The sequence below is a fragment of the Paenibacillus faecalis genome (assembly GCF_900289175.1).
GTDB lineage: Bacteria > Bacillota > Bacilli > Paenibacillales > Paenibacillaceae > Paenibacillus_AQ > Paenibacillus_AQ faecalis.
Map to the genome: position 1 here is coordinate 797087 of NZ_LT985747.1, position 18791 is coordinate 815877.

At 40.5% G+C, this 18791-nt stretch carries 22 protein-coding genes and 1 pseudogene; 15 read left to right on the forward strand and 8 right to left on the reverse strand.

What is annotated here, in order from left to right:
* Window positions 1–514: 514 nt before the first annotated feature.
* From C8268_RS03870 to C8268_RS03880, 3 genes are all read right to left on the reverse strand, one after another.
* The gene (locus C8268_RS03870; protein ID WP_158702666.1) at window positions 515–1732 is read right to left on the reverse strand and encodes a discoidin domain-containing protein; all 1218 of its coding nucleotides are present in this window, start codon (window positions 1730–1732) and stop codon (window positions 515–517) included.
* A gap of 53 nt (window positions 1733–1785) precedes the next feature.
* A complete protein-coding gene (locus C8268_RS03875; RefSeq protein WP_106766462.1) occupies window positions 1786–2982 on the reverse strand; it encodes an SPRY domain-containing protein in 1197 nt (398 codons plus the stop codon).
* 119 nt (window positions 2983–3101) lie between these two features.
* A complete protein-coding gene (locus C8268_RS03880) occupies window positions 3102–3497 on the reverse strand; it encodes a hypothetical protein (RefSeq protein ID WP_106766463.1) in 396 nt (131 codons plus the stop codon).
* Between the two features lie 155 nt (window positions 3498–3652).
* Between C8268_RS03880 and C8268_RS03885 the strand changes: the two genes are divergently transcribed.
* The gene (locus C8268_RS03885) at window positions 3653–3898 is read left to right on the forward strand and encodes a helix-turn-helix domain-containing protein (RefSeq protein WP_106766464.1); all 246 of its coding nucleotides are present in this window, start codon (window positions 3653–3655) and stop codon (window positions 3896–3898) included.
* Between the two features lie 402 nt (window positions 3899–4300).
* Here the strand turns inward: C8268_RS03885 and C8268_RS03890 are convergent, their stop codons facing one another.
* The gene (locus C8268_RS03890; protein ID WP_106766465.1) at window positions 4301–4528 is read right to left on the reverse strand and encodes a hypothetical protein; all 228 of its coding nucleotides are present in this window, start codon (window positions 4526–4528) and stop codon (window positions 4301–4303) included.
* 102 nt (window positions 4529–4630) lie between these two features.
* Here C8268_RS03890 and C8268_RS03895 point away from each other — a divergent pair.
* The 8 genes and pseudogenes from C8268_RS03895 to C8268_RS03930 all read left to right on the forward strand — a co-directional run.
* Window positions 4631–5137 (forward strand): annotated as a pseudogene (locus C8268_RS03895) (DUF444 family protein); the annotation flags it as partial.
* Between the two features lie 386 nt (window positions 5138–5523).
* Window positions 5524–7602, forward strand: coding sequence for an acyltransferase family protein (locus C8268_RS03900; RefSeq protein ID WP_106766466.1), 2079 nt, complete (start codon window positions 5524–5526; stop codon window positions 7600–7602).
* 300 nt (window positions 7603–7902) lie between these two features.
* Window positions 7903–8412, forward strand: coding sequence for a YecA family protein (locus C8268_RS23055; RefSeq protein ID WP_234032661.1), 510 nt, complete (start codon window positions 7903–7905; stop codon window positions 8410–8412).
* 42 nt (window positions 8413–8454) lie between these two features.
* Entirely contained in the window at window positions 8455–9291 is an 837-nt protein-coding gene (locus C8268_RS03910) for a sulfurtransferase (protein WP_106766467.1), read from the forward strand.
* A gap of 215 nt (window positions 9292–9506) precedes the next feature.
* Window positions 9507–9794 carry a hypothetical protein gene (locus tag C8268_RS03915; protein ID WP_158702667.1) on the forward strand — a complete coding sequence of 96 codons (288 nt, stop codon included), beginning with the start codon at window positions 9507–9509 and terminating at the stop codon, window positions 9792–9794.
* 259 nt (window positions 9795–10053) lie between these two features.
* Window positions 10054–10377: a hypothetical protein gene (locus C8268_RS03920; RefSeq protein WP_106766469.1), complete on the forward strand. Its 324-nt coding sequence runs from the start codon at window positions 10054–10056 to the stop codon at window positions 10375–10377.
* Window positions 10378–10438: 61 nt separating this feature from the next.
* A complete protein-coding gene (locus C8268_RS03925; protein ID WP_106769830.1) occupies window positions 10439–11716 on the forward strand; it encodes a Tle-like phospholipase domain-containing protein in 1278 nt (425 codons plus the stop codon).
* 33 nt (window positions 11717–11749) lie between these two features.
* Window positions 11750–12022, forward strand: a complete 273-nt coding sequence (locus tag C8268_RS03930) for a hypothetical protein (protein WP_106766470.1) — start codon at window positions 11750–11752, stop codon at window positions 12020–12022.
* Between the two features lie 47 nt (window positions 12023–12069).
* Here the strand turns inward: C8268_RS03930 and C8268_RS03935 are convergent, their stop codons facing one another.
* On the reverse strand, window positions 12070–12369 hold the full coding sequence (locus C8268_RS03935) for a helix-turn-helix domain-containing protein (RefSeq protein ID WP_337441777.1): 300 nt from the start codon (window positions 12367–12369) through the stop codon (window positions 12070–12072).
* 18 nt (window positions 12370–12387) lie between these two features.
* Complete coding sequence (locus tag C8268_RS03940; protein ID WP_234032663.1) at window positions 12388–12663, reverse strand: DUF2975 domain-containing protein; 276 nt, start codon at window positions 12661–12663, stop codon at window positions 12388–12390.
* Here C8268_RS03940 and C8268_RS23385 point away from each other — a divergent pair.
* The 3 genes from C8268_RS23385 (at window position 12623) to C8268_RS03950 (ending at window position 14091) form a co-directional block, all read left to right on the forward strand.
* A complete protein-coding gene (locus tag C8268_RS23385) occupies window positions 12623–12958 on the forward strand; it encodes a sulfurtransferase (protein ID WP_337441778.1) in 336 nt (111 codons plus the stop codon). The two genes, C8268_RS03940 and C8268_RS23385, sit on opposite strands and share 41 nt — an antisense overlap.
* Window positions 12959–13002: 44 nt before the next feature.
* Window positions 13003–13245 (forward strand): sulfurtransferase, encoded by a 243-nt coding sequence (locus C8268_RS23390; protein WP_337441806.1) that lies wholly within the window; start codon window positions 13003–13005, stop codon window positions 13243–13245.
* A gap of 207 nt (window positions 13246–13452) precedes the next feature.
* Window positions 13453–14091, forward strand: coding sequence for a DUF5105 domain-containing protein (locus C8268_RS03950; protein WP_106766471.1), 639 nt, complete (start codon window positions 13453–13455; stop codon window positions 14089–14091).
* A gap of 165 nt (window positions 14092–14256) precedes the next feature.
* Here the strand turns inward: C8268_RS03950 and C8268_RS03955 are convergent, their stop codons facing one another.
* Window positions 14257–16062, reverse strand: coding sequence for a S8 family peptidase (locus C8268_RS03955; RefSeq protein WP_106766472.1), 1806 nt, complete (start codon window positions 16060–16062; stop codon window positions 14257–14259).
* A 266-nt stretch (window positions 16063–16328) separates the two neighbouring features.
* Between C8268_RS03955 and C8268_RS23465 the strand changes: the two genes are divergently transcribed.
* Window positions 16329–16589, forward strand: coding sequence for a winged helix-turn-helix domain-containing protein (locus C8268_RS23465; protein WP_420094266.1), 261 nt, complete (start codon window positions 16329–16331; stop codon window positions 16587–16589).
* A 159-nt stretch (window positions 16590–16748) separates the two neighbouring features.
* On the opposite strand, the gene C8268_RS03965 is transcribed toward C8268_RS23465, so the two are convergent.
* On the reverse strand, window positions 16749–17183 hold the full coding sequence (locus C8268_RS03965) for a MarR family winged helix-turn-helix transcriptional regulator (protein WP_106766474.1): 435 nt from the start codon (window positions 17181–17183) through the stop codon (window positions 16749–16751).
* Window positions 17184–17304: 121 nt separating this feature from the next.
* On the opposite strand from C8268_RS03965, the gene C8268_RS03970 reads away from it, so the two are divergent.
* On the forward strand, window positions 17305–17892 hold the full coding sequence (locus C8268_RS03970) for an NAD(P)H-dependent oxidoreductase (protein WP_106766475.1): 588 nt from the start codon (window positions 17305–17307) through the stop codon (window positions 17890–17892).
* Window positions 17893–18211: 319 nt separating this feature from the next.
* Window positions 18212–18751: a hypothetical protein gene (locus tag C8268_RS03975; RefSeq protein WP_106766476.1), complete on the forward strand. Its 540-nt coding sequence runs from the start codon at window positions 18212–18214 to the stop codon at window positions 18749–18751.
* The last annotated feature ends 40 nt before the right edge of the window (window positions 18752–18791 follow it).

Genomic DNA, 18791 nt, shown 5'->3' on the forward strand with positions numbered 1-18791 from the left:
CACTCACATTACTCCCCAATCTTGATGTACTGAACCACTTACCACATCTTACCACAGGCTCTACAAGGCTGTCTAAAGGGCTTTGTTTATTGTGGGGTATGTTGAGATTACATGGGATCTAGACGGGATGATTAGATCACGTCATAACTGGGTGACATTTGGTGACACGCCTTTTAGACCTTCTGAATCGAAAGGTCAGAAAATTATAAATGTTTAAGTTACGGTGAAATGCCGAATCCGAACACTCTCAAGGGGGTGATTTAAACACACACCCTTTCAGGTAGCTCCCAAACTGAGGGGTACTCGTTTCCAATATAGAAATCAGTTTTACCATACGCAAATTGCAGACAGTTGTACACAACGTCCAACATAAAAAAAGAACCATCACAATTACGTGTTGATTCTTTTTGTCTTCTCGATCTAGGCTGTATAATATCTTTCTGTTCTTCAACCTAGCTCATCATTTTTTTTCGATAAAATGGTCATTTTATTTTCCACTTGAGTAATAAATCATTTACTCAATCGTTAGTCTCTTAATTGGAGTTTTCGTTGTGTCAATGGAGTGTTTAAATACTTTACCTGATCCCAATGGTTCTGCTTTATTATTATAGTGTTTTACTGTAGAAATTGATTCATTTAGATTAATCTGTGTATCATCCTCTATTCCATATTTAATGAATGATTCCTCACTTCCGTCAAGCCCCATCAAAAAAGTTCTTGCATATTTTAATGAAAACTCAGCCAAGCCGAAGGAGCCTCCTAATGTTTTTTCAACAATGATTCTATAATACTTATAATCTCCACTATTTTCTGTTACAAATTCTCTAGTTTCAGATATTTCCCAAGTAACATCATCTCTCCTATCTAAGACTGTCCAAGCAGTCTCATCATTACTTCCTTCAAATGTCCATGTAGTAGGAGATGAAGACAGATACTGTCTTGGGGTAATAAAATAGCTATACACCTTCTGCTTGTTTTTTAGCTCAACAGAAAGCCAAGGATTAGAGTCTCCAGTAGACGAAATCCATTCTTTATTTATATTTCCATCAAATGCATATTCAGGTATATATCCAGAATGTAAATAACTACTTGCAGAAATGGACTTAATTTCTTTTCTACTATAATGGGCATTGCTAATGGAAGCGTAAGCGTTATTAGCAAAAATTAATGCCTTATTATCGTAATATATATTGTATGCTTCAAATCCATCAGGTATAGGATATTTAAAAGGAGTGGCTCCAAAGTTTACGGTGATTCTTAAATTATATGATGTTGGCGCTCCAGTGCTGGCATAAAAAGGATATACCTCTCCAAGATAATTTAGGTCTGTATGCGACACACCCATATATACACCATTTTTATAAAACTCCAATGTGTAATTATCCATGTCAAGAGCAATACCTATAGTATCTCCAACTTTAATACTAGAGCCATACGGAGTTTTTTCTGGGATTTTCGTACCGCCTCCATAATACATTCTTACATTATCATCTAAAGGCATACTTGAAAATATAGGCATTTTCCCTTCTCTTATAATTCCAAAATAAATTCTAGTTTCCCTTGTATCTGCCGCAGAGAAGTATGTTTCCCAATACCATTTTCCACTTCTCTTACTATGTGTTGCAACAATTCGATCACTATCGGATATTTTTGAAACAGTTAATTTAGTAGTTGATAAATCAAAATCTCCATAACTATTATCAGAATCTAATGTAACATTTTCAATTCTCAATAATTTCACTCCTGTTCTTTTTAGTTGTGTTAGCCATAAAAACTTTTATTGGTTTAGCTTCCGTTGAGAGAAATCTTATTCGTTTTTCGCTTCGACAGATCAATAGTATGTTCAAAGGTTTTACCTGAACCTAGATCATTACTGTTTTTATTAATACTCACTTCTCCATTAAAACTACATACATCTATCGGCATATCTAAGCCATGCTTAATAAAGTCTTCTTCGGTTTGAGAAGAAAGTTTAACTAGCTTTGTCTCACGGTAGAACAATTCAAGTTCACTTAATCCTGTGTAATCGGGACTTCCATTATTTTCAGTAATAGTTAGTCTATAGAATAGATAATCAGTATTATTTGGGATGTCAAAGTATTTTGTTTCATCATTCCAATCAGGGTAGTTTTCTCTGACATCTAGTACAACTTCTTCACCATCGAATATGCCTGTATTTGATGCTGATAGTATCCAACTTCTTGGCGCTCGATCAATAGCATTTAGTTGGGGTGTGATTCCATATCTATTTACTATTGTTTTATTCAGAAAGCTGTACTGAATCCAGCCTGTTCTATTAGATTTACTGGTTACCCATACTGCTCCCGACTTATTTTTATCAAAAACACGATACTCACTTCCAGCAGAAGCTGATGAACTAGCTTTAACAATTCCGCTAGGAAGAGTGTTAGAAGTCATTTTGGGAACAAGATCGGTTGGCTTAGGATCAGTAATACTAAAACTTTGATTGTTTTTTGTAAACAGAGCATGTCGTACATGATAATCAATATACGGTAAGTAGCCTTCCGGAATTGGATACTTAAAAGGGGTTGATCCAAAGTTAATGGTGGCAGATTTAGGGGCAGTACTAGCACTGTTAAGAAATGGAAAAATTCCTTCACCTAGATGCTCAATCTTACGCTCAAGATCCGTCAACTCAGTCCCATTTTTAAAATATCTGAGCCTGTAATCATCCATATTCAATGCTAGGCCAATGGTGTCCCCAGGGACAGCGCCCCTAATTTGTACAGCTGACCAATTACTCGAACTAATCTTGAAGTTAATATTTCCAACTCCGATATAAATGCTTATAGCTGAACCGCTATCGAATTTAACTTCCCAATACCATTTACCTTTCGTTTTACCGTGAGTTGCTATAACGTATGAAGAATTCCGGTTAGAGGAAAGCGTCAAATTATCATTACTTAAAATAATACCTGGTGATTTGTTTGATGGATCAAGCGTTACGTTAACTATTGTCAAATTTATCACTCCAATCTGAAAAAATAAGTTCAATACTCACCCAGTTACCCTGACGTGTTTTTAAATACAACTTACCCTCAATTAACCTTCCTGTTCTATACAAAACACTCACCTCCTTGTTAGGCGTATAATAGAATGCCCATAAGTCGAGCAAAAGGATTCCGCTTATGTATACTGAATAATTCTATAGGTGTCATTCCTGATTGCTTGAGTTTGGAATACTTAGCTTCCGTTATACGCTCCTGCAGCAGACTTTCTATAGCCAACATTTCATCATGCTCACACTCAGCTATAAAGGCATACAAGCTTATACAATTACAACTTATCTTGTCTCGTCTTATGTTGTTTAGGATCTTATTAATCTCCTTACCATCCCTACCTATTGCTTCGTACAGGAAGCGGGAACGCTCTTCGTCAGTACGGAGCAAGAATTCAATTTGTGCTATAAGTTCGTATGCCTTTGGGTTAATTTCGAGTACATTCAAGATGTGAGAAATAGTCACTTGCTTTAACATGCTGGATACCTCCATAATTGAGTTATAAAGTTATGTGATTTATGGTATAATACATTTACATTGACCGTTTAACGTTCAACCCTACATTTAAAATATACCATATGAACGTTTAACGGTCAATACTTAATTTCAAACTAATATAGGAGTGTTTCTATTTGGATACTAATCGTGTTGTCCTTTACTCCAAATTGGGTGAGCTACTTGATAAACATGGAATCTCAGCCTTAAAGCTGTCGGAAGATATTGACCATCGCAGAAGTACAATAAATGAGCTTGTACACAATAAAGATATGGAAAGCAAAAGGATACCTGCTTCACTTATTGCTAAACTGTGTGCTTACTTTGATGTCACTCCAAATGATCTGTTTGAGGTTAGAGTTATTGAATCTGATTCAAATTAAAAATGAATGCCAAAGAAAGCACTAGGACAAAAAAAGACTCTCCATTGATTTGGGAGAGTTTTTGCTTTGTCTTCTATGAATCATTTTAAAAATTCTGATAATTGCCCAGTAGAACAAGTCTGCCTCCTTCTTCTATTGGCAATCTCTAATTATTAATATGGATAATATTTTTATCTACAACTAGCCTTGATATCACTAAATGTTTGTCTATTCTGTTTGATAAGATTTGCAATAGCTGATTCGTGAACAATGCTGGTGAGAAGTTTGTATCAAATTATTCTCTGTACAGAGTTATGGGTCAAACTAATCAACCAAAAGCTGAGAGTTTTCAGAAATGGCTGTATGAAGACACTTTGCCATCAATTCAGAATCTTCGTTTAAGAATATCAAAAGAAAATTTTCTCACCTCCTGGTATAACGGACCATAGCCATTCCAGTCACTTTAATTTCTTCCAGAGGCAGTCCCTCAACTTCGCTAAGCTTTTGTTTAACCTCTGTATGAACCAGCTCCTTAGAGTCCCTCAGATCGCTCTCAACGTCAATATGTTCTACACGCTGCTCGCTCATCTTTAAACGGTCAGAACCTGCAAATTCATTATTTATATGATATGTTACGATTAGCTTATTCAATTTTGAGTCCTCCATCTGTTGTTTTTTGCATATTTTTCATAATATCATTGTAAAGCAAAATACAGCTAATTTATCGTATAGTAACTTATAGTTAATTATGGTACACTCAGTTCGATGGGCTCCTTCGAGAAGTATTGTGCCCGCAGCTTTTTCTTCTGGATGACACGCTTCCTGCGTCAGCAATACGAAAAAGTTGAAATTGTATTCATTGCCCACCATACAGAAGCCAAAGAAGTGACTGAGGAAGACTTCTTCACTCGCGGTGAGAGCGGGGGAACCATCTGTTCTTCCGCTTACATTAAAGCACTTGAAATTATTCACTCTCGCTACCCCCCCTCCAAATACAACATTTATCCCTTCCATTTCTCAGACGGCGATAACCTGACTTCCGATAATGAGCGATGTGTAAAGCTGATTGGTGAACTGCTCAAAGTAAGCAATATGTTCGGTTATGGCGAGGTCAACCAATACAATCGAAGCAGCACCTTGATGTCTGCGTACAAGAACATCAAGATGAGTCAGTTTTTATATTATGTAATCAAAGATAAAGGTGGAGTGTACGAAGCTCTCAAATCTTTTTTCAAGAAAAGGGAGGGATCAGGGGTCTAGTAATTATTGGTATTTATATCAAAAGGTTAGGAGGAGGTTACAATCACCTCCTCTTCTTTCTATTGCAGCCGAAGTTGTGTAACTTCGAATTGCCGCACCTTTCCAATTTTCGTTTTATTTCGACACAAGCCTTTAGTTAAAATTCTGTCTTTTTATTGACATCGTTATGTTTCCTGAGGTTTACCATTTTGTCACCTACTTTTATTCCTGTAATGCTAGTATTAACCTATGACATCTTGTTTTGGAAAGGGAAGGTTTCAGCATGTTCCAAATGACCTATTTGAATAACGACACCCAGACTTTTGTGAATATGAACTTCACGATGACACCCTGTTTTTTTTATGACAAAAACTTTCATATTTCGTGCAAGGCAGAGGTGACAGCCTATGCCTGAACCAATGAAGAAACAATTCCGATACATGCCGGGACTGGATGGACTTCGAGCTTTGGCGCTGTTCGGCGTCATGGGCTATCATTGGGGCTTTGACTTTGCCCCTGGCGGTTTTTTAGGAGTCAGCATATTTTTCGTGCTTTCCGGCTACTTGATCACCGATATTTTGGCATCGCAGTGGCGTCTGAACGGCAGAATCGACCTGAAAGATTTCTGGTATAGACGATTCCGGCGACTTCTTCCAGCCATGTTCGTAATGCTTATCATCGTTGTTGCCTGGGTTACCTTAATTGATCCCTCCCGACTGTCAACACTCCGCGGAGAAGTTGCAGCGGCTGTCACATACATAAGCAACTGGCAGTTTATTTTCCAAGACATTTCATATTTTGAATCCTTTGGTCCCCCTTCTCCCTTGGGACATATGTGGTCCCTGGCGGTAGAAGAGCAATTTTATCTATTATGGCCGCTCATGATGCTGCTCGGTCTTCATCTGTTTCCGCGCCGAGGACAATTGTTTTATTATATCAGTGCTCTTGCTGGTATTTCAGCCATCGGCATGGCACTGATTTACGAGCCTGGCACCGACCCAAGCCGTGTATATTTCGGTACAGACACCCGTGCCTTTGGACTATTGATCGGATCTGCACTCGCTATCATCTGGCCTAGCTACAGGCTCTCTGCCAAGGTCTCGCTTTCTGGACGCCTGGGGCTGGATATCGTCGGAGCAGCAGCCCTGTTCCTCGTCCTGTCTATGATGTGGACAACGGATCGCTATGATGAAACTCTTTACCAAGGCGGTATGGTCATCCTGTCCATTGCCTCTGCTATCGTCATTGCTGTCTTGGCTCATCCGGCATCATGGCTGGCAAAAATAATAGGATGTAAGCCGCTGCTATGGATCGGTGTTCGATCGTACGGAATATATTTGTGGCATTATCCAATTATCATTCTTACGAGCCGCTACGGAAGCCCTGAAAGTAATAGCACCTTGCACACATTTTTACAAATTGCAGCCAGCGTTCTTATCGCTTCCTTGTCCTATAAATATATCGAACAACCGATTCGACATGGGGCCCTAAAGGCGGCCTGGAAAAAAATCCGTCATCCCCATTGGCGTCCAGGTCGACTCTCTTTGAAAAACTGGATCGTTACATGCAGTACGCTGATCGTGATCGGAGTCTTTACTGCAGGCATGATGAATAGCGTCTCAGGTGCAACCACACCCCAAATATCTGAAGAAGCTTACGTGGACGTACTTATTCCCCCTGGTGCACCAGCTGTAGAACCTGAGGAGGATAAAAGCATCCAAGCTCCTTCCGATTCTCAGAATGGAACTGCCGAAAAGAAACCAGAGGCAAATCAAAAACCTGAAGAAAGCACTGCTAACGTACCACCAAACAATAAAACACCTGAAGATCCGCCAGCTAAAAAAACGGATGACGGTGAGAATAAAGCCCAAACTTCCGGCAAACCGGGTACATCAGAAGGAAAGAAACCGGCTGAAAAACCGAAAAAACCCGAGACTCCAGAAAATAAACCATCAAGCGGCACGACCAAGAAGCCTAATAGCTCTGAGAAAGCAGATGGTCAGCATACCCAAAAACCTCAAGACGGATCAGCCATTACGGCAATAGGCGACTCAGTTATGGTTGGGGTTACTCCATATTTGGAAAAACAGCTGCCCGGCATTATGATTGACGCCAAGATCGGTCGACAAATGCGTGATGCCGATGAGCTTATTTCGGGACTCAAAGCCAAAGGACGGCTTGACGGCGTTGTCATTATAGGGCTGGGGACAAACGGGGCTTTTGCCAAAAAAGATCTAGAATCTCTGCTTAGTTCGCTGAGTACGGCTAAACAGGTTCTCCTTGTTAACACCAAAGTTCCAAGAGATTGGGAGCATAACGTAAACACCATGCTGGCTGAAACCAGCCAGAAATTCCCGAATACGACGCTTGTCGATTGGTACACAGCAAGTAAAGATCATCCGGAATATTTCAGATCCGACGGTGTACATCTGGAGCCTGAAGGAGCGGCTGCCTACACATCTCTCATTGTAAACTCGATCAAATAGATACTTTTTCCGGAAACGACCGGAATCGATATCAGAAAGCATAAACCGGTTCTATATTTGGTAAAATGACAATCGCACTTATTTCGAATTAAATCGAAAAACATGCACTTTATCCAAAAAAAGGCTTATTTTCTTCGTTAAAGGAGGGAATAAGCCTTAGATTTTACTTTTTTTTAAAGAAATTATTGAAAATGTACGGGAATCCCCGGTCAAGATGTGGTCAAATTTTATTTTATCTTTTATGATGATATAGATGAGTAGTTCATTTTCTGTTAAACAACCATTTGAGGAGTGAGATTTTTGAACAAGATAGGTAGAAATGATGCCTGTCACTGCGGCAGCGGCAAAAAATACAAAAGATGCTGTCTTGAAAAAGACCGTGAGGCAGAGAGACAACCCCATCATATCGAGCCTTCCCCAGAAGAGAAACAAGCTATGCTGAATCCGCCGACGAATATGGCTGAGTTTATGGCAGCGCTAAGGGAAATGAAATGGGATAACGATTCTTATCGGGAGCTGGCGGAAGAACTGTTCCCGCAGTTATACAATGACTATGAGTACAACGATCATGATAAAATGCTTGTTCTTTATAACATGCTCATTATTTGGAACGGCTTCTGTCTGAAAGAGTCTCCGCGCTTCCGCAAATCAGGAGGATTTAAAGCGGCTTTGGACCAGCTTTTCACACGAGCGCTTGATATTTCAGTTACTCAAGCCGATCTTTCTGCCAAGCATGATGTAGCAACGACCACCATATCTAAATCGTTTGGTCAGCTGAATCAATTTATGGAGCAGATGGCCGCGGCCTGATATGAATCCTATACACACCAGCAAAAGGCGGTGCCTTTCTTTATGAAATATATTGTATCCATGAAGTGGCTCCTCGCCCGAATGTTTGAGCCGGATCTGGTCATTGTGGACTGCCGCTTTACACTAGGGCAGCCTGAAGCAGGCAGGCTCGCCTACGAGGAGGAACATATTCCGAGAGCCGTCTACTTGGACCTGGATCAAGACCTCTCCTCCCCCCTTTCCTTGCATGGCGGACGTCATCCCCTGCCGGATATGAGGGAATTTGCGAGCAAGCTGGGCCAAGCGGGCATCGATAAGGACAAGCGGGTTGTCATATACGATGATCAAGGCGGCATGATCGCCAGCCGGCTCTGGTGGATGTTAAAATACACGGGTCATAAACATGTTTATATTATGGATCAAGGCTTCTCAGCATGGAAGAACGCAAATTATCCCGTGACCGCTGAAACACCAGTCGTCATTCCGGGACATTATGAACCGGACGTTCAGCACCATATGCTGGTTGATGTCAAGGACGTCAAACAAGCGTTACATAGCGAATCGGCATATCTTATCGATTCTCGGGAGCAACCCCGTTACGAAGGCATTGAGGAGCCTATCGATCCGGTTGCCGGTCACATCCCTGGAGCCGTCAATTACTTCTGGAAAGACAATTTGGATGAGCAAGGACGCTGGATCAGCCTAGAGGAGATTCGGCACCGCTTCCGCGATGTCCCAAAAGACAAGGATATCATCGTATACTGTGGATCCGGCGTCTCTGCTTGCCCGAACGTGCTAGCCCTAGAAGAAGCAGGATACAGGAATGTAAAGCTGTATGGGGGCAGCTGGAGTGATTGGATTTCTTATAGCGAGAATCCGGTAGCAACAGGAAGTGAATAACTTGCAAGAACCCGCGCTTGGCGCGGGTTCTTTTTTATGGAAATCTGGAGAAATACTTTTTTTTGAAGAGCAGTTTTGTTGTTTCATGATTCAGTCATGGTGGGTATGAGTCTAACGAACTGATAATTTACAATATATTGAATTTAATCCGGAGTACAATTAATATATATACGATCTGAAAACCAGTATTAACTGTATCTATGATTATCCAAGGAGTGATTATTATCAAAACCAGATTTGGCTGGTATATGATACTGTCTGGGCTTGTTGTAATCATCCTGATACTTTGGGGATATCAACAGACGAAATATAACAACGGTAGTAACAACGAAGCCGTCTACAACAGCGAAGAGCAAGCAATCATCGTTAGGGCTAAGCCCATTGCAATCAAATATTTAAAAGATACATATGAATTGGATGTTGAACTAACAGGTGAACAGCTGCTCCCTACATATGTAGCTTCCCAAGTTATATTTAAAGGGAATGTAATCGGGAGAGTATAACTTTTGACTCAGGATATCATATCTAAGTACCGTTTAAGTACCATGTCGCACCATACTAACGAACTAAACATTTACAAATATTGAAAATCAAACCGAATACAATTAATATATATACGATCTGAAGACCAAGTCACCATTCCCATTTACATAATGTTAGTCACAATCAAAGGAGTTGATTATTATTAAAGCCAGATTCGGCTTTTATATGGTACTGCTTGGATTTGTTGTAATCATCTTAATGCTTGGAGGATGCCAACGGATGGAAAAAAATAACGGAGATACTAACGAGGAAGTTGTCTACAACAAAGAGGAGCAAGCAATCATCGACAAGGCTAAACCCATTGCAATCAAGTATTTAAAAGATACATATGAATTGGATGTTGAAATAACAGGTGAAAGCCTCCTCCCTACATATGTAGCTTCCGAAGTCATATTTGAAGGAAATGTTATCGGCGATGAAAAGCAATATTTTAGCATTTCTGTGAATTACAAAACAAATGAAAAAGCTGATATGGTAATGAGCCCAGAATTAGCTGCTGCAATTAGAGCTAAGGGGTTTGATCCTTCTATCAAGAAAAAATAAATTAGTGGAGGTATTGTAGTTGGGGAAACATTCCAAGGTAAATGATGAGACCTATAAAACTATGTCAGCACTTGCCTATCGGAACCTTACAGAAAAATCAGAACTCGAGGGACTTTCTGATGATTGGAAAGTCTTAGAGAACACTAGAAGCGATAGTTCAACTGGTTTCGATGCTATAACTTTCGTAAATGAAAAAACGAATCAAGCTGTCATTGCATTTCGAGGAACAGAAGACATAAAAAAAGCAGGATTTGAAAGAGCCGCCCCCGATTTGTTCAATGATGTTGGAATCGGATTAAACGAACTGAGCAGAAAGAACGAAATCCCGCGTCCTTGGGATAGTCAAATAACCAAATTTGAAGATTTTGTTGGTATAACGAAACTTAACAACTGGATGGGTGATGTATCGAAAGGAATGAACAAAATGTTCCCGCTTTCTGGACCAAAGCAACTATACCAAGCCGAAGACTACGCTAAAGAGATGCAGCAAAAGTACAAACATCTCGACTTCTCTTTGACAGGCCATTCCCTGGGTGGTGCTAATGCACAATATGCTGCTGCTTATACAGGGATGACCGCCGTTACCTTTAGTGCTCCCTCAGTTGTAGGTAGTTTAACACCAGAGATGAGAAGAAAAGCTGAAGAAGGCGGATTCGATTATCAGATTATCAATTTCGCCCATCCGAAAGACATCGTCGGTAGTGGTACATACGGCGGTTATGATGGTCATGTAGGATCAACGTACTATATAGACTCTAACTATAAAGATGCTAACCCGGATGACACTAGTCTAAAGGGTCTCGATGGTATCAAGAATAAAATTAGTGATTCTTTTGGCGGTCCTAACTACCACTCTATGGACCACTACAAGTTTAAAGACGGCTATATCTCCAACCCTTTATTCGATGGAGCTACGGGTGAGCCTGTAGATTCACCACGGGTCCCTTCTTCCACAGATTTCTTAGACGAAGTGAAAAATCGAATTGCCGATGCAATTACCGGTGCAGTGAGTTCATTATCTGCATTGGCCGGGGCTTTATCTAATGCAACTGGCTCCGCCGCTGCTGATACCATACAGGTAACTCCGAGTGAGCTTCGAAGTGTTGCGAAACGATGGAAATTAAATGCTCAGTATAGTGACGCTGAAATTGAAGGAATTCGGCAACGGCTCTCCATGTACATGCATTCCAGCCGTAGTCGGCGGCTTCAGCCTATTATCCAGCAGCTCGAGACCTCCATCGTCTCCATGAGTCAAGCACGTCTACAGCAAACCAACGAGATTTTATACTTTATCAATCATAAGGCTGATTTGTTCGAACAAGCCGATAACAGCAGCTAACACAGATAACACGCGCTTGTGGAGGATTAAGATATGAACGGTGAAATACTAGTTGAACTCGATGATTTACTTGGGGCAGAGAGAGAATTAACCGATCTGCTGACACGCCTTCGTGCTGATGAACAAGAAGCTAGAAGTCTGTACGCCCGTCTGCAGAATTGGAAAGGTCATTCCGCCAATGTTCTTAAGAACCAAATCGAAACCTTTTTTGAGGACATGTCTCGGCGAATCATAGAAATCGAGCAACAGAAGCTCGAGCTGGTCCGTTACGTTCAGCTTATGAGGCAAGTAGACAGTATGCCTTAATGAAATTACACTCGAGGCCAAAATGCTGAGTCCGACTTTACGGCTCATCATGAATCAAGCAGCCCCCTTAAATAAGCTTGCTCAAAAAAACGATTAAAGGGAGGATTAGCCCCCCTTAAATCGTCTTCAAAGCTATCGCTATCCTTCGGAACAAATTCCAGAATATCTCCTGGCTGACAATTCAAAATTTCGCATATCGCTTCCAAGGTTGAGAACCGGATCGCCTTCACTTTACCCGTCTTCAGATTGGACAGATTGACGTTCGAGATCCCGACCTTGTCCGTCAGGTCATTCAATTTCATTTTTTTGTCGGCTAGGACCCGGTCCAGGCGTATAATAATCGGCACTATCATCAGTCCCCATTCTCATAAAGTTGAATCATGCTCTTCCTGCAGAAGAGCACCGTACTTGAAAATCTCTGAGACGAACAGAACTAGTATGCCGATAATAATTCCGATTAAAGAGATTCCCCCCAGATTAATTGAGAAGAAGCCAGTGACGAGCAGGCAGATCAGAATATTAAGAACAAGCTTCGCCAGCAAAGAATAAAGAATAACGACGATTCCCAGCCTTCTCAGACGAACGGCCTTTGCCAGAAAGATGGGAGCCTGCGGTATCGACAAAGATAAGCGTGTTGTCATTTACGACGACCAGGGCGGAATGGTAGCGAGCCGGCTTTGGTGGATGCTAACCTATACAGGACATGATCAGGTTTATGTCATGGACGAAGGGTTTACGGCATGGAGCAAAGCCGGGTATCCGGTTACCGATGAGACACCGATTGTCATTCCGGCTACATACGAGGCTAAACCTCGACCAGACATGCTTGTTGGTGTCGAGGATGTGAGAGATGCATCCAAAGATAAATCAGCGATCATCATCGATTCCAGGGAATCACGCCGTTATGCCGAGCTGAGGAGCCGATTGATCCCGTAGCTGGTCACATTCCAGGTGCGGCGAACTTCTTCTGGAAGGACCTGCTGGATGATGCTGGCGGCTGGAAGAGTACTGAGGAGATTGAACAGCACTTCTCCACTCTGTCCAAGGACAAGGATATCATCGTATACTGTGGATCCGGCGTCTCTGCTTGCCCGAACGTGCTAGCCCTGGAAGAAGCAGGATACAGGAATGTAAAGCTGTATGGGGGCAGCTGGAGTGATTGGATTTCGTACAAAGAGAACCGGATCGCTACCGGAGATGAAAAAAGCCTAGAGAATATTTAATAGTATGTAGTATATAAATACATCGTCACTGAGGTACTTGCCTTGGGCGATGTATTTTTTTGCCCTGATGTCAACACGGAGTCAATGCTCAGATGCTGAAAAAATAATATTCATTATATTGTGAAATTGTTCACAACAATAAACGGATAATCATGGAATAATAAAATAATGGAAAATATTATATAGAGAAAGAGTGGGAGAGTAAGATTGAAAAAAAGTTTATTGGTTATGGTGAGTATGTTTCTAGTCGTGATGTTGTTAGCGGGATGCACAAGCAAACCAGAAGCAGATGCTGCGGAGTCAGCCAAGATCTTCTATGATCTGTATATCAAGGGAGATATAGCTGGTGCCACCAAGCTTGGAATGAACGAAGATGAGGCAAGCACGCTGCTTGAAACGACAAAGGAAACGCTCATCACATTATTTAAAGGCTATATGGAAACAACTGGTTTGGTAATCTCGGATGAACAGGTTACTCAAATCGTTGAAGCTCGTATAGAAGGGATTAAAAAATTAAGTGCTACTGCTGAAATTGTTTCTGAGGATAAGGAGTCCGCTGAGGTTAAGCTGAGCACTACTTACTTTGATGAACTGAGTATGCAGGAAAAAGTGGTTGAAGATGTTATTGCCGAACTCGAAAATTCAGGTATAACGAATGAACAAGAAATGTTGGATAAAATGGCTGAATTGTTCGTCAATAAATTAATTGAAGCGTATAAAAATCTTGAGCCTTCTAAAGATCAGAAGTCTGAAACGATTCAATTTATACTCGAGGACAATGTTTGGATCGCAGAAAATATGGCTAAATTCGGCACGACAGTGGGACAGCTAACAAGCGGTCAATAAGATACATAGGGGATGCTCTGATGAGCATCCCTTTTTTATTGAGCCAAAAAGTATTCGCATATGAGCAAGAATCTCGGCAATTCAATCGCAGGTGGATTCTTCAATTGAAAGCGATTGGATGAGCTTTGACGACAATCAGATGGCATTATACGATTCAAATCTCTGTTAAGGAGATGATATCTGCCCTACCCAGTCAATCGCATATGTTGCTGGCGAATATGCAACAACACCTACCGTATATGTCCCGGTTGTTAAAGGTTTGAAGCTTATCATTTCCTGTGGAAGCAGCCCTGTGCTGCTGCGGAGTGCTTGATCCATATTCAATTCGCCATTCTGCATAGGATCAACACCAGGAGCCCAAATGAATAAATCTAAATCAGCACCATTTTCATTGTCAATTACAAGTGTATTCGCAAAGAAAGCCTCAGTATTCGTTACATTGACTTCATATAAATCAACGGCTCCTGCAGCAATACTGCTTTGCATCCGAAGATGTTGACGATCGTTATTAAACGATCCGGCGGAAGATCCTGCTGCAGCTTTGATCGTCTCATGGCCGAGAACCAGTCCGTTCCCATAAGCTTTGTCGCTTCCACTCATTCCATAGTCTTCCGTTTTAAAATCATAATTAGTATTACCATTGCTGGCTTCCAGCATAAGTGCAGCTAATCCTGCTACCATAGGGGCTGCCATGGATGTACCTGTATAACTAATATACTGATTTGTGGAATTTGCTTTAGCAGCACGAATATTAGTTCCCGGAGCAGCTAGCGACGGTCTTTCGTTCCCTACTCCCCTGTTTGAAGAGGGATTCAGATACCAGCCACCTTCATTAGGATCAGCCAGGTTTGCGACTGACAGCACCCCTGAACATTTTCCCAAACGATTTAATGAATTATATTTTGCCCCACCCGAAGTATTTCCTGCAGCTACTACAGTAAGCATTCCTTTACTTGCTGCACTGCTCACTCTACTGCAAAATTGTGGATCTGCTGCTCCTGAGCTGCCTAAACTCAAGTTTATAATATCTATACCTAAATTCGTTTTATTTTGTATAGCCCAATCCATAGCCTCCAGTATATTTTGGAAAGAACAAGATGTGTTCGTTGCGCAAACCTTTATACCGACAATCGCAGCTCCTGGTGCAACTCCAGTTTCACCAGTTCCTGCACCGGCCGCTATACTGGCCACATGTGTACCATGTCCTAAGTTATCGTAAGCTGTAGTGGATGACGGATTAACAAAATCCTTCCATCCTATAACTTTACCTCCTCTTAAATCAACATGGTTGCTGTCAACTCCTGTATCAATAATTGCTATAACCGAATCATTTTTTGAATAACCGGAACTGCCATCACGGTTGCCGGTGACACCATAATCACTTCTGGCTTTTTTTATTCCAGTCATCTCAGTAGCACCATTTAGATATGTTTCAAACTGATCCTGGTTCTCACTTGGCATACCGTATACGGAAACAACATCATTAGTCGTAGAAATGGTCGAGACGTCCTCCAGTTGTGCTAATCGTTCAATCTCTGGAGCTGATAGGTTAGCAAAAAAACCATAGACTCCAAACCCGTTGATGTCTGTTATTTTTTCATTCAGTAGCTCTGCATTTTTTTGAATAAATTCATTCTTACTAAGTTTACTATCATGCTTTAGCATGACACTAACTTCCATTCGATCCTGGCTGTTTAAACTTTTATCATTGAGATTCGCTTTTAACGGATCTAGAATCTTGGACTGCCTTTTAAAATTCTGAACTTGAAAGTCGTTAGAATCAAAATCCTCTAAATGAAAAGAGAAGCTATTTTGAGTACTTTCTTCCGTATGAGCAGGCATGTTCAACTTAAATTCGGAGCTCTGTATCGATTTATTAAATTGTGTAGCTTCTGCCGATGCATAAATCGCCGTAGAAAAAACCATCAACAAGGCCATAACCAACGGTAGCAACATTTTACTCTTTTTCATTAAAAATCCTCCCTTTTCGAATGTTTTAAGTTTTCAAGATTTTGAAAACTTATTGTTCTTAAGTCTACTACAATTTTCCCTTCTAAAAACTTACAAGATTTTTAGTTTTCAAAATTAGCTAAATATCTTTAATAAATCCTATAAATGCCATATAATAACAAAAAACATTTTTAAATTAAGGAGGTAACATAACAATGGATATCTTGTTGCTTAAACCTATTTTTTTAGATAACAACTGCTTCATAGATATAAATAAATCAATTTTTATGAAAAATGATCTCCCCTGTTCACTTTCAAGAATCGAACTTCGTCTTCTAATCCGTCTGACCTACAACCTTAATGAACCCGTTTCCTTTCATTCCTTATACACATATGTTTGGTTACCTGCAGAAGAAAACATTGATTTGCAATTATTGTATGTTTATATACACCGCGTGCGTACAAGAGTCGAGGATAACCCCCGCAAGCCGAAATATATTAAATCGGTAAGAGGTATAGGATATAAACTCTGTACCTACGATATATGAACATCTCATCCACTTTCACAAATTGCAAACGTTTACAATTGAATGGAAAATAGCCCTGGTCTGAGGAAATACAGAACCAAGGCTATACAAACTATTTTATTTTTCGCATTGTCTACTAACGGGGAGAGTTCACTTTGGGGTATTCCTTCACTATCTATCTTACTCCTCATAAAACACTTTCGTGTGAAGCACCTCCAGAGCACGCTCGATCTCCTTTAACTCTTCATCAGAAGCATCTTTGATCCGTGTCCGGAACTGGTTTTCAATCTGGCCAAAGGCACGATCCATCATTGCTTGTCCTGCTTCGGAGAGCCGAATCAATTGCTTGCGCCGATCTTCCGTAACCTCAAATTTTTCACATAACTGCTTCTCCGCCAGCTTCTTAAGCTCACGGCTCGTATTCGGCATAGAAATATGTTTGCAGTCGCTAATCTGGCTTAAGGTTACAGGCTGGCTGACCGCGATATATTCCAAGATGCTGTATTGGACGGGCGTAATGTCCTCTGGCTTAACATCTTTGGTTAATTCGTGCGTCACTTCATGCACGGCTGTTGTAAAGGCCACAAACTTATGAAATAGATTTTTCTTGTCCATCACGATCACCTCATACAGAAACGATAACAAATTGTTTATCAATATACAATTATCATTTGACAACTAGGATCGAGGGCGTGCTACCATTTCGTTATCATTTGATAATTAATGGGGTGAACTTATGAACGTATTAGCTATTTTTACACATCCAAATCACCGAAGCCTAAGCTATGCTTTTTTACAACAAGTCATCCAGGGAAGCTATGAGAACGAGCACATTACAAAGATTCATGTACTTGACCTCTATGAAGAGAATTTTGACCCGGTTCTAGTATTTAACGATCAAAAACGTAGAAGGGATATGCATACTGATCCAAATTTCGAGCGCTTTCGGGAACAAATACGATGGGCGGATAAGCTCGTCTTTGTGTATCCGATCTGGTGGGGGCGGCCTCCTGCGATGCTGCTAGGGTATGTCGATCAGCTCTTTGCCTCGAACTTTGCCTATCAGGATCATGGCGGGCTTTTGCCAGAAGGGTTATTGAAAGGTAAAACTGCTGTATGTATTTCTGTGATGAAAGGACCTACACTATATCCGTTGTATTGGCTGAACAATGCACATAAAATCCTAATGAAAAAAGCACTGCTTCAATACGTAGGGATTCGGAAGGTGAAATTTTTCGAATTTGGGAACATGGAAAGTCCGAAAGGCCAGCATGAAAAAAAATTAAAACGGGTGTACCGATATTTTAAATCGATCGCTCAATAATTGGCCCCTTAGACAGCTGAAGTGCTTGATAATCTATGAGGAAATCTGATGGATACGGTATAAGTGCACAATTTTGTAATACAAACCCAAACCAATATTATAATATCTTCTATTATTGACATTTTAAGTATCTATAGTAATATTAAAGTTGAAAGATCGTTGATATGCAAGGGGGTGATAGAATTGGTCATTACCTAATGACACCATCTTATGCATACATAGATGATAACAGCTAGATAGATGGAAGGTCATTCCTGAATCTTGCGCTGAACTGTTCGCTGCTGTTTTAAAAGTTCAAAATGAAAGAGGAGGCTATAATATGATTTTAAGCATGAAGAACATGAAGAAATCACTTATTGTTTCCGTCTTACTTTGTCTGGTAACGGTATTGGGTGCTCCTGCGAGTGTATCAGCTAAAGAAAGCAATCAACCTATTAAACTATCTTATGGTCAGAATTATGAAAATAAAGAGACTGGTGAATATTTTAGATGGATTGATCCTGCAGAAAAAGGAATGACGACAGCCGGAACGGTAGCAAAAGATTTTGAGTTTAAGATTCGGTATACCGTTGAATCATCTAGCTTTACAATAGATAGTTCTTCAGTTAGTGTGGATGCTACCGCCTGGGTTGAAAATTCAGTTGGAGATCGACAGAGTGGGTACTCTGGACACAAATATACAGTTAAGCTAAATCGATTATTGTCATCGAAAAGCTTACAGTTTGATATTGGCGGAACAGAGTCCGGAACCATTTCAGGCCTAAAAAGTGGTGGAAGCTACACTGTAGAAGTAATTAATAATGATTATCTATCAAGTGGTATATATTTGGTCGGCTATGGATCAATAACAAACAATTAACTTATTATTAAACAAAAAATGGTATTATGGAGGGCAGGTT